At 60.9% G+C, this 13,482-nt stretch carries 9 protein-coding genes and 4 pseudogenes; 2 read left to right on the forward strand and 11 right to left on the reverse strand.

Annotation, left to right across the window (positions count from 1 at the left end; genetic code table 11):
* The 6 genes and pseudogenes from JFT80_RS17465 to JFT80_RS17490 form a co-directional block, all read right to left on the reverse strand.
* Nucleotides 1-652 (reverse strand): annotated as a pseudogene (locus JFT80_RS17465) (deoxyribonuclease); the annotation flags it as partial.
* A gap of 291 nt (nucleotides 653-943) precedes the next feature.
* Nucleotides 944-1,168 carry a hypothetical protein gene (locus JFT80_RS17470; protein ID WP_201148704.1) on the reverse strand — a complete coding sequence of 75 codons (225 nt, stop codon included), beginning with the start codon at nucleotides 1,166-1,168 and terminating at the stop codon, nucleotides 944-946.
* Between the two features lie 287 nt (nucleotides 1,169-1,455).
* Nucleotides 1,456-2,821, reverse strand: a pseudogene (locus JFT80_RS17475) (heavy metal sensor histidine kinase).
* Nucleotides 2,811-3,487 (reverse strand): annotated as a pseudogene (locus JFT80_RS17480) (heavy metal response regulator transcription factor). The pseudogenes JFT80_RS17475 and JFT80_RS17480 overlap by 11 nt, the downstream one beginning before the upstream one ends.
* A 9-nt stretch (nucleotides 3,488-3,496) precedes the next feature.
* Nucleotides 3,497-6,598, reverse strand: coding sequence for a multidrug efflux RND transporter permease subunit (locus JFT80_RS17485; protein WP_201148705.1), 3,102 nt, complete (start codon nucleotides 6,596-6,598; stop codon nucleotides 3,497-3,499).
* Entirely contained in the window at nucleotides 6,595-7,755 is a 1,161-nt protein-coding gene (locus JFT80_RS17490; protein WP_201148706.1) for an efflux RND transporter periplasmic adaptor subunit, read from the reverse strand. The genes JFT80_RS17485 and JFT80_RS17490 overlap by 4 nt, the downstream gene beginning before the upstream one ends.
* 288 nt (nucleotides 7,756-8,043) lie before the next feature.
* Here JFT80_RS17490 and JFT80_RS17495 point away from each other — a divergent pair, with 288 nt between their 5' ends.
* Nucleotides 8,044-8,301 carry a hypothetical protein gene (locus JFT80_RS17495; protein WP_122838798.1) on the forward strand — a complete coding sequence of 86 codons (258 nt, stop codon included), beginning with the start codon at nucleotides 8,044-8,046 and terminating at the stop codon, nucleotides 8,299-8,301.
* An 86-nt stretch (nucleotides 8,302-8,387) separates the two neighbouring features.
* Here JFT80_RS17495 and JFT80_RS17500 read toward each other — a convergent pair whose 3' ends face one another.
* The 5 genes from JFT80_RS17500 to norR all read right to left on the reverse strand — a co-directional run bounded on the left by JFT80_RS17500 (nucleotide 8,388) and on the right by norR (nucleotide 12,781).
* On the reverse strand, nucleotides 8,388-9,137 hold the full coding sequence (locus JFT80_RS17500) for a YkgJ family cysteine cluster protein (protein ID WP_201148707.1): 750 nt from the start codon (nucleotides 9,135-9,137) through the stop codon (nucleotides 8,388-8,390).
* A gap of 84 nt (nucleotides 9,138-9,221) precedes the next feature.
* Entirely contained in the window at nucleotides 9,222-9,548 is a 327-nt protein-coding gene (locus tag JFT80_RS17505) for a hypothetical protein (RefSeq protein ID WP_201148708.1), read from the reverse strand.
* 157 nt (nucleotides 9,549-9,705) lie between these two features.
* Complete coding sequence (locus tag JFT80_RS17510) at nucleotides 9,706-10,164, reverse strand: N-acetyltransferase (protein ID WP_201148709.1); 459 nt, start codon at nucleotides 10,162-10,164, stop codon at nucleotides 9,706-9,708.
* A gap of 27 nt (nucleotides 10,165-10,191) precedes the next feature.
* Nucleotides 10,192-11,094 (reverse strand): chemotaxis protein CheV, encoded by a 903-nt coding sequence (locus JFT80_RS17515; RefSeq protein WP_201148710.1) that lies wholly within the window; start codon nucleotides 11,092-11,094, stop codon nucleotides 10,192-10,194.
* 136 nt (nucleotides 11,095-11,230) lie between these two features.
* Nucleotides 11,231-12,781, reverse strand: a complete 1,551-nt coding sequence (gene norR / locus JFT80_RS17520) for a nitric oxide reductase transcriptional regulator NorR (protein WP_201148711.1) — start codon at nucleotides 12,779-12,781, stop codon at nucleotides 11,231-11,233.
* A 146-nt stretch (nucleotides 12,782-12,927) separates the two neighbouring features.
* On the opposite strand from norR, the pseudogene JFT80_RS17525 reads away from it, so the two are divergent.
* Nucleotides 12,928-13,482: pseudogene (locus tag JFT80_RS17525) on the forward strand (globin domain-containing protein); the annotation flags it as partial.

Genomic DNA, 13,482 nt, shown 5'->3' on the forward strand with positions numbered 1-13,482 from the left:
CGATGATGTTCAGCGTGCTGTCGCTGCCGATGTACAGGCTGTTGAACAGCTGGTCGAAGTAGGTCAGGCGCATCGATGCCACGGCCACCCCCAGGAACTCCCCGTTCGACGAGGCAATGCGACGGCTGAAGCTGATTCGCCATTCATTGCTGTCCTCGCAATCGCAGCGGGGCTTGAACGGGCGACTGATGTACATGCCGCTGCCGGTGTTGGTGACGTGGGCCTGAAAGTAGTCGCGGTCGGCAAAATTCCCTGGCCGGGGCTCGATCAGGGATGAGTCGGCGAGGACCTCGCCGTGCTTGTCGAGTAGCAGGATATCGCCCTTGAATCGGGCCGTGGTGGAGCGGTCGAACAGCACCAGGTGGCGGATCTGCGGTGAGACCTGGCGCAGGTCGTCCCGTTGCGCGGCAGCGATCAGGCCTTGCAGGGTCATGTCGTAGAGCTCGACGGTGCGCAACACGTCGGCATCGATGAGTTGCGCAATGGTGGTCGCGCTGCGGGTGGCGGCCTCCTTCGCTCCGGCATGTTCGCGGATCAGCAGGAAGGTGACGATGCCAAGAATCGCGATGACCGTCAGGGTGCTGCCGAGGATCACCATGAGTTCAGGTCGACCGGTCTTGCCTGAAACTTGAGGGAGGCGACTGGCGATCATGGGCATGAGGTCTGCGTGAACTTCGGTTAAGGCATGTTTGCAGGAGCGAGCTTGCTCGCGAAGAACGTCGAGGCATCGCGTTGTTCCAGACAGCCTGCGTTATCGTTGACGTTTTTCGCGAGCGAGCTCGCTCCTACAGAGTTAAGCAGGTAGTGGACCGTTTTGCCTATCGTTGCACTTGTTGCAAGAATTGGCAGGCGAAAAAAGCCGCTGATAGCAGCGGCTTGAAGACAACTTTTCAAAGGGAAGAGCCGATGAAAAGTGTCGAGGGAAATAGGATCCTGCAGCGGGTCAGCTGTCTTTCCCAGCCTCGGGCTGGGCATGGAGCGTCGATGCTTGCGGGGTCTGGCCAGCGTCCTGAGCCTTGGCCGTCATCTCACCCTGGTAGGCTTCGAACGCCGCAGCGCGTTCAGCGTTGCGGGCGGCGAAGGTCAGGGATTCTTCAGCCATCGCCATCGGCGACAGGATCAATGAGGACAAAACGAAAGCGCTGGCAATACCCATGGAGTTGGACATCTTTAAAACCTTCTTGCTTGGCAAGTGCTGTTTGGTGGCGCAAAGATAAGGCTGAACGAGGAGGGGAAAAAGAGTGGATTCGTGAAAGGACTGTTGCGCATTGGGCAAAAATAGGCCGCTGCCTGGCGCGTGCCTGTTACCGTTGGACTGCCGTGCCTGCATCGCGAGCAGGCTCGCTCCCGCAATTGATTTCAACGTTTTGGAGAAAACCCCTGTGGGAATGACCCTGCTCGCGATTGCGGCGGCTCAGGCAGTACATTTTCAGCGGGAAGACCCCAGCTGGCGTATCAGACGGGCAGGTGAATCCCGAACGTATTCACGCCCTCATCACTCCTCACAAACACATCGCCACCATGCATCAGCGCAATCGCCTTGACGATCGCCAGCCCCAAGCCATGGTTGTTGCCACTGTTACTGCGTGACGCATCCACCCGATAAAATCGCTCGAACAAGCGTGGCAAATGCTCGCTGGGGATCGGCGCGCGCCGGGTTGGCCACGCCAATGCTGACCTGATGAGCCTGGGCTTCGATGCGCACAAGGATCACCTGCCCGGGCTCGGTGTGCTGCACGGCATTACTCAACAAGTTGATCAGCGCACGGCGCAGGTGTGCGATCTCGATTCGCACCTGCGCGTCGCCGCTGACCTGCACCTCAACCTGAGCGTCTTCGAGTATGAAATCCAGATACTCCAACGTCGTTGCCACCTCAGCGGCCATCGACGTCGAGGTGAGCTTGGTCGCCTTGTTGCCCTGATCGGCACTGGCCAGAAACAGCATGTCGTTGATGATCGAGCGCAACCGTTCCAGTTCTTCAAGATTGGATTGCAGCACTTCAAAGTAGTGTTCGGCCGAGCGTCCGCGCGTCAGTGCCACTTGGGTCTGGCCAATCAGATTGGTCAGCGGCGAGCGCAACTCGTGAGCGACGTCGGCGTTGAACGATTCCAGTCGCGAGTAGGCCTGTTCGACCCGCTCCAGCGTCGAGTTGAATGAGTCGACAAACTGCTCAAGCTCCGGTGGCAGCGGCGACAGACGCAAGCGGCCGGATAGAAGTGGCGGCGCCAGGCGTTGGGCTTCCTGGGATAACTTGATCAGGGGTTTGAGGCCGATGCGTGCCACCCAATAGCCAAGCGCAGAAGCCAGCAGCACGCCAACGATCGCCAGGCTGATCAGGGCGATCAGCAAGTGGTGCTGCGTCTGGAAAAAGGTTTCGGTGTCGATGCCGATCATGAAGCGCAGCGCGGGACGCTGGTCCTTGGCGGGAAACTGACTGACCAACACCTTGAGTGGATAAGGCTGGTCCGGCAGCTTCAGGTCGCGCATGCCCAGGGGGCCTTGGGCAAAGGCGCGGATCTGGGGCGTGAGCTCGCCGTATTCATAGTGTTGATCGCCGCTGATGATCCAGAAGCGTATGCGCTTGTCTTCCTCGCCCAGCAGCTTGAGCTTGTTGTTGATCTTCACCCAGTGCTCTGGCGTGCCGTAACGTCCGACGGTGGATTCGAGCACGCTGTAGCGCGCATCCAGTTCGGCTTCGGGCAGCAGGCCCAGGCCCTTGTCGACCTGCTGGTACAAGGCCCCGCCAATCAACAGGAACACCAGCAAAGCCACCAGCGTGAACATGCCGCTGAGGCGCAGGGCGATCGAGTTACTGGACATTACGGCTCTCCAGCACGTAGCCCATGCCGCGGATGGTGTGCAGCAGTTTCTCGTCGAACGGCCCGTCAAGCTTCGCGCGCAGGCGTTTGATCGCGACTTCGACGACGTTGGCGTCGCTGTCGAAATTGATGTCCCAGACCATTTCGGCAATGGCAGTTTTCGACAGAATTTCACCCTGACGCCGCGCCAATACACTGAGCAGCGAGAACTCTTTGGCGGTCAGGTCCAGCCGTGTCCCGGCGCGGGTCGCCTTGCGGCTGATCAAATCTATCCACAGGTCGGCGATGCTCACTTGCACCGGTTCATGGCCGCCGCTGCGCCGGGTCAGCGCTTGCAGGCGCGCGACCAGTTCGAGGAAAGAAAACGGCTTGCCGAGGTAATCATCGGCACCGTCGCGCAGGCCTTTGATGCGATCTTCGACGCGCTCGCGGGCGGTGAGCATGATCACCGGGGTCTGCTTGCGCGCACGTAGCGCGCGCAGCACGCCGAAGCCATCGAGGCCCGGCAACATGACGTCGAGGACGATCACCGCGTAGTCACTTTCCAGCGCCATGTGCAGGCCCTCCACGCCGTCGCGCGCCAGGTCCACGGTGTAGCCTTGTTCCGTCAGGCCGCGGTGCAGGTAGTCTGCGGTTTTTCTTCGTCTTCGATAATCAGGACGCGCATGACCCCGCCTCAGTCTGTGGTCGCCAGCGCCGCTACCGGCGCTGGTTCAGGTCGATGGAATAGCCGCTCAAGCCACAAGTATATGACCGGCGTGGTGAACAGCGTCAGCGCCTGGCTCACCAGCAGGCCACCTACCACCGCGATCCCCAGTGGCTGGCGCAGTTCGGCGCCGGTGCCGTAGCCGAGCATCAACGGCAAGGCGCCCAGCAGTGCGGCGAGGGTGGTCATGATGATCGGCCGGAACCGCGTGATACAGGCCTCATAGATGGCTTCTTGCGGTGTCAGGCCACGGTTGCGCTGGGCATCGAGGGCAAAATCAATCATCAGGATACCGTTTTTCTTCACGATGCCGATCAGCAGTACCAGGCCAATCAGCGCCATGATCGAAAAGTCCTGCCCGCAGATCCACAGCATGATGACGGCCCCGAGCCCCGCCGATGGCAGCGTCGAGATAATGGTCAGCGGGTGGACAAAGCTCTCGTAGAGCACGCCGAGGATGATGTACACGGCCACCAGCGCCGCCAGGATCAGCCACGGCTGGCTGGCCAGCGAACTCTGGAAGGCCTGGGCCGCGCCCTGGAAATTGCCGCTGATCGCGGTCGGCATGCCGATCTCGGCCTTGGCCTGATTGAGCAGAATCACCGCATCACCCAAGGCCACGCCGGGGGCCAGGTTGAATGACAGGTTGGCGGCCGGGAACATGCCATCGTGGGCAATGGACAGCGGGCCCACCGTTGGCGCATCAAATTTGGCCAGTGCCGACAGCGGCACCATCTCGCCACTCAGCGGCGAACGCAGGTAGAAATAGTTGAGGCTTTCTGCTTTGCCGCGTTGCCGGGTGTCCAGCTCCAGAATGACGTTGTACTGGTTGATCTGGGTCTGGAATTCGTTGATCTGGCGCTGGCCGAAGGCGTCGTACAGCGCTTCGTCGACATCGCTCGCGGTCAGGCCGAAACGCGCCGCCGCACTGCGGTCGATGCTGATGTGGGTGATGCTGCCGCCCAACTGCAAGTCGTTGGAAATGTCGCGGAACGCCGGGTTGCTGCGCAGTTTTTCCGTGAGGCGCTGCGTCCACGTCGCGAGGGTTGCACCGTCGTTGCTCTTGAGCACGTATTGGTACTGCGCACGGCTTGGGCCGGAGCTGAGGTTGATGTCCTGGCCGGCGCGCAGGTAGAGGACGATGCCGGGGACTTTCATCAGTTGCGGACGAATGCGGTCGATGAACTGGCTGGCGCTGACATCACGGTCGCCGCGTTTTTTCAGGGCAATCCAGAAGCGGCCGTTGGCGATGGTCTGGTTGCTGCCGGAGACGCCCACCGAGTGGGAAAACGCCTGCACGGCCGGATCGGCCGCGACGATTTCGGCCATGGCCAGGTGTTTTTTCACCATGTCGCCGTAGGAAATATCCGCAGCAGCTTCGGTGGTGCCGAGGACGAAACCGGTGTCCTGCACCGGGAAGAAGCCCTTGGGGATAAAGATGTAACCCGCGATGGCCAAACCAAGCGACAGGCCGAATACCCCGAGCATCAATTTTTGATGGGCGAGGGCGCGGCGCAGGCCTTTTTCGTACCAGCCGAGCAGGCGTTCGCTGAAACATGGTTTGTCGTGGGCGTGATGCACCGGTTTGCGCATGAACAACGCGGCGAGTGTCGGCGCCAGCGTCAGCGAAACCACCACGGAAATGAGAATGGTCGAGGTCGCGGTCAGAGCAAATTCCTTGAACAAGCGCCCGACCACACCGCCCATGAACAGCAGCGGAATGAACGCCGCCACCAGCGAGAAACTGATCGAGACCACGGTGAAACCGATCTCGCCCGCACCCTTGATCGCCGCCTCGCGCATGCCATCGCCGGCCTCCAGGTGACGGTGGATGTTCTCCACCACCACAATCGCGTCGTCGACCACAAACCCCACGGCCACCACGATGGCAACCAGGGTCAGGTTATTCAGGCTGAAGCCCATGATGTACATCAGGGCGAAAGTGGCGACCAGCGAAACCCCCAGTACCGCCGAGACGATCAACGTTGCGGAGAGCTGGCGCAGGAACAGCGCCATGACCGCGACGACCAGGGCGATCGCGATCAGCAGGGTAATTTCCACCTCGTGAAGAGACGCCCGGATGGTCTGGGTGCGGTCGATCAGGGTTTTTACCTGCACCGAGGCCGGCAACATGGCTTCGAGGCCGGGCAGGGCGGCCTGAATGCGGTCAACGGTTTCGACAATGTTGGCGCCGGGCTGGCGCGAGATCACCAGGTTCACCCCGGGTTGATCGCCGGCCCAGGCTTGTACGTAGGCATCTTCCGAACCGTTGACGACTTTGGCGACGTCGCGCAGGTGAACCGGGGCGCCGTCCTTGTAGGAAACGATGAGTTGGCTGTAGTCCTCGGGGTGGAACAACTGGTCGTTGGTCGACAGCGTGGAAATGCTCGACTCGCCGTACAGCGCACCCTTGGCCAGGTTGAGGCTGGTCTGCTGGATGGCCAGGCGGATGTCGGCCAGGGTCAGGCCGATCGCTGCGAGCTTGTCGGCGGAAGCCTGGACGCGAATCGCCGGACGTTGCTGACCGGTGATGTTGATTTGGCCTACGCCGTCGATCTGACTGATCTGCCGTGCCAGTAGGGTTTCCACCAGGTCGCTGAGTTCCGGGCCGGGCAGCAGGGTCGAATTGATGCTGAGGATCAGCACCGGGCTGTCGGCCGGGTTGACCTTGCGCCAGGTCGGCAGGTTAGGCATGTCCTTGGGCAGTTTGCCTGAGGCCGTGTTGATCGCCGCCTGAACTTCCTGGGCGGCGGTGTCGATGCTTTTGTCGAGGGTGAACTGCAGGGTCAGGTTGGTCGAGCCCAGGGCGCTGCTCGAAGTCATCTGGGTCACGCCGGGGATGGCGCTGAATTGCACTTCAAGTGGCGTGGCCACCGATGAAGCCATGGTCTCCGGGCTGGCCCCGGGCAATTGCGCGGCCACCTGGATAGTGGGAAATTCAGCTTCCGGCAGGGGCGCGATCGGCAATTTCGGGAACGCGATCACCCCGAGCAGCACCAGGGCGAACGTCAGCAGGATCGTCGCGACCGGATGATCGATGCACCAGGCGGAAACCGAACCGCGGCCTTTCATGACTTGGGCCCCGACTGCACGACCTGCGGCGGCTCGGTCAGCACCTGCACCGTGGAGCCGGGCTTGAGCCGGGACTGGCCATCACTGACCAGCACATCGCCGGGCTTCACGCCCTTGATAATGTCCTGCCCGCTGCCTTGATACACCATCTGCACGGGGACGATCTCGACCTTGTCACCCTTGACCCTGTACACGAAATGTTGATCAAGCCCGCGTTGTACGACCGTGGGTGGAACTACCAGCGCAGCCTTGTCCAGGGCTGTCTGAATTTTTACCGTGACCAACAGACCGGGCCAGAGCTTCTGGCTGGCGTTGTCGAATTCGGCCTTGGCGCGGATGGTGCCGGTGTTGGCGTTGATCTGGTTGTCGATCAGGGTCAGGTGACCTTCGCCGAGCAGGTTGCCGGTTTCGCCATCGGTGTCGGCGCCGATGTAGGCCTTGACCTGGGCGTGCTCGGGATCGTTGATCAGGCCTTGCAGGGTTGGCAGCATTTGCTGGGGAAGGGAAAACTCCACCGCGATCGGGTCGATCTGGGTGACGGTGAACAGGCCAGCGGTGTCGGTCATGCGCAGGAAATTGCCTTCGTCGACGGTACGAATACCGACGCGGCCGGTGACCGGGGAGCGGATCTGCGTGTAGGAAAGTTGTACCTGCGCCGCATCGATTGAAGCCTGGTTGCCTTGGGCGGTGGCTTTCAGTTGGTTGACCAGGGCTTGTTGCTGGTCGTAGGTCTGTTTCGAGATGCCGTCGTCGACGGTGAGCAGTTTGTAGCGTTTGAGGTTGACCAGGGCGACTTGCAGTTGGGCCTGGCTTTCGCCGAGTTGGGCGCGGGTCTGGTCGAGGCTGGCGCGGATGGAGCGGTCGTCGATGGTGGCCAGCAGGTCGCCTGCTTTGACGAGTTGGCCTTCTTTGACGAGGATTTTGGTGAGGATGCCGTCTATTTGTGGGCGCACTACCACGCTGTGCAGGGACAGCACCGAACCAATGCCGCTGACAAAGCGCGGAACATCTTTTTCAGCGACGTTCACTACGCGAACGGGAATGGCGGTCGGCGTGGCCAGTTTCGCCGTGGCTGGCTTGCTCAGGTACCAGATGCCCAGCGCCATCAGCGCGATCAGAAGGGTGGCGAGCAGGGCGGTCTTTTTCTGGATTCGCATGCGAGTGGGCGCCGGGCAGAAGATCGAAAGGGGAGGGAGATTTATACCTCCCTTATAGCCCTGTTACACCGTCAGCAAAGTGACTGCCAACTGACAGCGCTGTCAGTTTGGCCGCCAAGCCGGTAATAGGCACCGTCACCTACCCGTAGGCAGCGGTTGTCAGCAGACGTTGAAAATTCTTGCAGCGCCGACCGAAGGTGCGCGTGCGCGGGTCGGCCGGGCAGGTATACTGCCGCCTTTCGCGGCTCGCTGACCGGGCCCGACTCTTTTGCATCACCCGGAGCTTTCATGACTTCCCCGACACAACCGCCGGTTGCCGACGCTTCGAGCGACGCCCCGGCAGACCTGCCAGACAGCGTCGACTCCAACGCAGACAGCGAAACCAAAACTGCAATCCCGGCCTTCAAGTTCCCGTTCAAGCCAGGCGAGCTGTCTGCGGCAAAAAACGCCAGCCAGCCTTGGTACAAGAATGGCGCGAAGAATGGCCATACCAAGACCCCAGGCGCTGCGCCCCCGGGTACCCGTCGTTCGATGGGTAAGCGCTAGGCTTCAGGCTAATTGCTGATGCGTGCACCGCCATCGCGAGCAGGCTCGTTCCCACAGGGGCGGGCTTGGCCGCGACAGGTTTCAGATCAGGCCGCCCGCAACGAAATAAACGCATAGTTCTGCGCTGTCTCGCTGGTCACCTCGGCACCGGCGGCTTGCACCTGGCCGGCGATGTCGTCGCCTGACACATGGAACAGCCACTCGCTGGCCCATTCCGGCAGCGTCTGGCCGGCCAGTTCATCGAAGATCGTGGCAAATTCGGCCATGTCCGGCAGGTACGCAGTGAACCCGTCGCCCTTCAACGCCGTGGTGCGAATGCCCAATAGCGCGCACATCGCATCCTTGACCAGCACGTCGTCGCGGTCCGCCTGGCGGGAGCGCTGGATCAGCTCGGCCAGTGGCTGATCGACCAGGGTGCCGCCGACGATCAGGTCCGGGCCGCTTTCCCACGATTGTGGCGGGCACTCCTTCACCGCGATGTCGAGCGGGATGTGCGGATTGATCTCCATCGGGTAGATGCGGCAGACCAACGGGCGGCGGTCATAGATGCGACACAGGTTGTCTTCGTCAAGATTCCGGCAGCGACCCTGGTTGTAGGCGGCAAAGGTAATGGCCACGAACGCCTCGGTTTCGCCGCTGCTGACCTGTACCGAACGCCGTTCGGCGTGTTCACGTTGCTGCTCAGGCAAACCCAGGCCATTGCCGAGAAAGGCCTCGACCAAGACGATCACCTGGCCGCCATCCGCCGCCCACATACGGGCCTCCGCCAAGGTCAGGGGCACATGGTGATCGGTGCAGCATTTGCCGCAGCCTACGCAGGAAAACGTCGTATTCATTGAGCAGTCAGTCGCATCCGAAGGCAGTCAAGCGGTGACGGAAAATCACCGCGCAGGCCTGCCTGGAAGCAAGTTATGCGCCACTCAGCGGGTCTTGGCGGTCGGGCGGATCGAGTCCCACTCGGTGACATAGGCTGTTTTGCTTTTCTTGTTGTAGAGGCACAGCTCGGTGCCTTGCTGGCCTTTCATGTGTTTTTGCGGATATTGACCCTGCAGCAACACAGCGGTGTAACCAACGCGGTCATCGAATTGAGCGGCGTTACCGACCGGTTTGGCGTTCTTCAGGCCGCTGGCCTTGGTGCAACTGGTGAGCACGGCCTTGTCGAAGGCGGCCCAGGCGTCTGAGCTGGAAGCCTGGGCCTGGGTGGCGAGGGCGCCGAGGCAGATGAAGGTCAGGGTGATCGCTTTCATGGGTTTCGGGATCCTGGGGCATGGGTTGTCCGAGGTTGGAGTATGCCTCGACAGGATAAGTTTGCCCGACCGCCTAAAGATCGCAGCCTTCGGCAGCTCCTGCAGGGTGGGCTGCGTTCGTCGGCAGGAGCTGCCGAAGGCTGCGATCCTGGCGATATCAGGCAGGCACCGGTTCGCGCCTGACCACATACATCCCGACACGCTCATACAACCGCAGCGCCCTCAGGTTGTCTTCCCGCACCTTCAAATCAACAAATCCTTCGCGCCTTTGCTGGAATATGTTGAAGGCATGGAGCAGCAGTGCCCGGCCTACACCTCGGCCCTGGGCCCGCGGATGCACCACCAGGTTTTTGATGTAGGCACTCGTCCAGCACTGGCAGACACCCACAATCCCTTCATCGTCCAGCGCGATGAAGCACAGGGACGGGTCGTACTCGGGATCGGTTTCAAAACGCCGTTGCCAGGTATCCAGTACCGGCACGCGACCGCCACCGTGCAGATAACCCTGTTCCATCAAGCGATGAACGGCTTCAGCCCGGTCCGGGCGGTACTGGCTGAGGACAATACCCGGCGGCCAAGTGATCGCGGGCACCGCTGCAGCGAGGTTGCGCCGCATCAGAAAACAGAAATCCTTGCTCACACCTTAATGACCCTGTTCTGCAACGGTCTTGGCGGCTTCGATCAGGCACTTGGTCAGTTCCGGCGAGGAGAACTTGGTCAATACGGCGTTTGCGCCGGCAAGACGCGCCTTTTCGCTGTTCATCGCACTGTCCAGAGACGTGTGGAGCAACACATAGAGGTGGGAGAAATCCGGGGTTTCACGCAAGGTCCGGGTAAAGGCATAGCCGTCCATCTCCGACATTTCGATGTCTGAAACGATCAGGTTGATCTGCTGCTCGGTGCCTTGCAAGTCCAGCAGGCAATCGATGGCCTCCTTGGCGCTGCGGGCGGTGTGGCATTGCAGACCGAGGTTGCGCAGGGTGTGCACCGATTGCTGCAACGCCACCTGGCTGTCGTCGACCACCAGAATACGCGCGTTGCCGAGGACGTCGGCGTCTTCCATGGACAGGTCGGTCGGGGCCATTTCGATCTGCGCCGGGGCGATGCTGTGGATGACTTTTTCGATGTCCAGCACTTGCACCAGTACGCCGTCGACCGAGGTCACGCCGGTGATGTAGGCACGCGAGCCGCCAGAGCCGTAGGGCGGTGGGCGGATATCGGTGGTCAGGCAGTGGACGATTTTGCTTACCGCTTGCACGTGCAGACCCTGTTTCGAACGGCTGACATCGGTGACGATCAGGCAACCGCCGTTCGGGTCTTCCAGCGGACGCTCGCCGATGGCACGGCTCAGGTCGATCACCGACAACGACGCGCCGCGCAAGGTGGCGATGCCTTTGACGTGCGGGTGCGACTCCGGCAGTTTGGTCAGCGGCGGGCAGGGAATGATTTCACTGACTTTCAGCAGGTTGATCGCCATCAGCTTGCCGCTGCGCAAGGTAAACAGCAGAAGCGAAAGTGAATCTGCGCGGGCTTTGGTGGAAGACATATAAACCTTCTGTGGAAAGGTGGTGGGCGAGGGTGCCAATCGCCAGAAACTTTTGATGCCGGGTTATCGACTTGTCGGGGGCAGGCTTTAGCATTCAATCGATGTTCGATGGATCAAAAGATCGAACGATCCTTGGTTACTTCATGCCGAGGCGCTTGGCCATGCGTCCAAGATTCGCCCGGTCCAGGCCCAGCTCCCGCGCCGCGCTGGCCCAATTGTCGTGGTGGCGTTCCAGGCAAGCGCTGATCAGTTGTCGCTGATAATTTTCGGTTGCTTCACGCAGGTCGCCTGACACCGTTGCCACCGCTGCACCGGCGGGTTGCTCTGGCACTGCTTGGACGCTGCCATTGGGCAGGTCCAGATCCGCCGCACTCAAACTGAGAATCTTCGGCCGTACCTTGCAATTACCCAAAGCCTTCAACGCACTGCGTCCGATCAAGTGTTCCAGCTCGCGCACATTGCCCGGCCAAGTGTAGGCGAGCAGAGCCTCCTGGGCATCGCTGTTCAGGCGCAGGCTGTTGAGGCCCATGCGCGAACGGTTCTGTTCCAGAAAGAAACCGCTGAGCAACAGTACATCGCGCCCGCGGTCGCGCAGCGCCGGCACCAGCAGGGGGTAGACGCTCAGCCGGTGATAAAAATCGGCACGATAGCGACCACTGCGCACTTCCTCGGCCAGGTCGCGGTTGGTCGCGGCAATCAAGCGCACGTTCACCTGGTGTTCCTTGTCCGACCCCAACCGTTGCAGCTGGCCGCTTTGCAGCACGCGCAGCAGTTTGGCCTGCACAGTCAGCGACAGCTCGCCCACTTCGTCGAGAAACAGCGTGCCGCCATTGGCCAGTTCGAACTTGCCACGACGGTCGCTGGTGGCGCCGGTGAAGGCGCCGCGCACGTGCCCGAACAGTTCACTTTCGACTAGCGTGTCGGGGAGGGCGGCGCAGTTGAGGCTGATGATCGGTTTGTCGGCACGCGGCGAGGCGGCATGGATCGCCTGCGCCACCAGTTCTTTGCCGACGCCGGTTTCACCGGTGATCAACACGGTCAGATCACTGCCGCCGACCAGGTTTATTTCTTCCACCAAGCGTTTAAGCGCTTTGCTCTGGCCGATCATCTCGCGGTTCTGCTGGCCGCTCGCCTGGCGATAAACCTCGGCGCGCTGATGCTCGTCTTCGGCCCTGTTGGCCAGGCGCTCGATCCGTTCGGCTGCATTGACCGTGGCCGCCGCCAGGCTGGCGAACGCTTGCAGTGCATCCAGCTCAATCGGTTCGAAGCGTTGCGGATCGAGGGCATCGAGCGTCAGCAGGCCCCAGGGGTGTTCGTCGATAAACAACGGGCAGCCCATGCAGTCATGGACTTCCAGATGCTCATGCAGGCCATCGACCAGCCCATCGTAGGGGTCTGGCAACTCGCTATCGGCGGCAAACCGGGTGGGGCCCGGACTGCTGAGCAGCGCTTCGAAGCGCGGATGCTCGCTGATTTTAAAGCGCCGCCCCAGGGTATCGGTGCTCAGGCCGTCGACTGCCAGGGGCACCAGCCATTCGCCATCGATGCGCAGCAGGGCTGCGGCATCGCACGGCAGCAGGGCGCGCATGGCTTCGAGTAGGCGTCGATAACGCTCGCCCTCCGGGAGCTCGCGGGACAGGTCAGAGACCAGCGGAAGCAGCGTGGTGAGCAAGGATTTTGCAGTCATAGTGACTCCATATAGTCGATATGACTATAAATCACATCAGGTCTAAATGACTATATAGTTGGTAAGTTATTGATTTATATGAAAATTAAATCTGGCATGAAAACTGATACGTAAGGGCAAACGAATAGAAACCCAGGAGTTACTTTATGCTGAGCGCTCAAGATCGTGCAATCGTCAAATCCACCGTGCCGTTGCTGGAAAGCGGTGGCGAAGCATTAATTACCCATTTCTACCGGATGATGCTCTCCGAATACCCTGAAGTGCGCCCTTTGTTCAACCAGGCCCACCAGGCCAGTGGTGACCAGCCGCGTGCCTTGGCCAACGGTGTGCTGATGTATGCGCGTCACATCGATCAACTCGACCAGTTGGGCGATCTGGTGGCCAAGATCATCAACAAGCACGTGGCCTTGCAAATCCTGCCGGAGCATTACCCGATCGTTGGCAGCTGTTTGCTGCGTGCCATTTGCGAAGTGTTGGGTGACGAGATCGCCACGCCTGAAGTGATGGCCGCCTGGGGCGCTGCCTACGGTCAACTGGCCGATATCCTGATCGGCGCGGAAAAAGCATCTACGACCAGAAGGAACAGGCGCCTGGCGGCTGGCGTGGCGCGCGGGAGTTCATCGTGGCGGCCAAGGTCGAGGAGAGTGCGGAGATCATTTCGTTCTACTTCGAGCCTGCCGGATAAGGGCCCGATCCTGGCA

The sequence above is a fragment of the Pseudomonas sp. TH10 genome (assembly GCF_016651255.1).
Taxonomy (GTDB): Bacteria; Pseudomonadota; Gammaproteobacteria; order Pseudomonadales; family Pseudomonadaceae; genus Aquipseudomonas.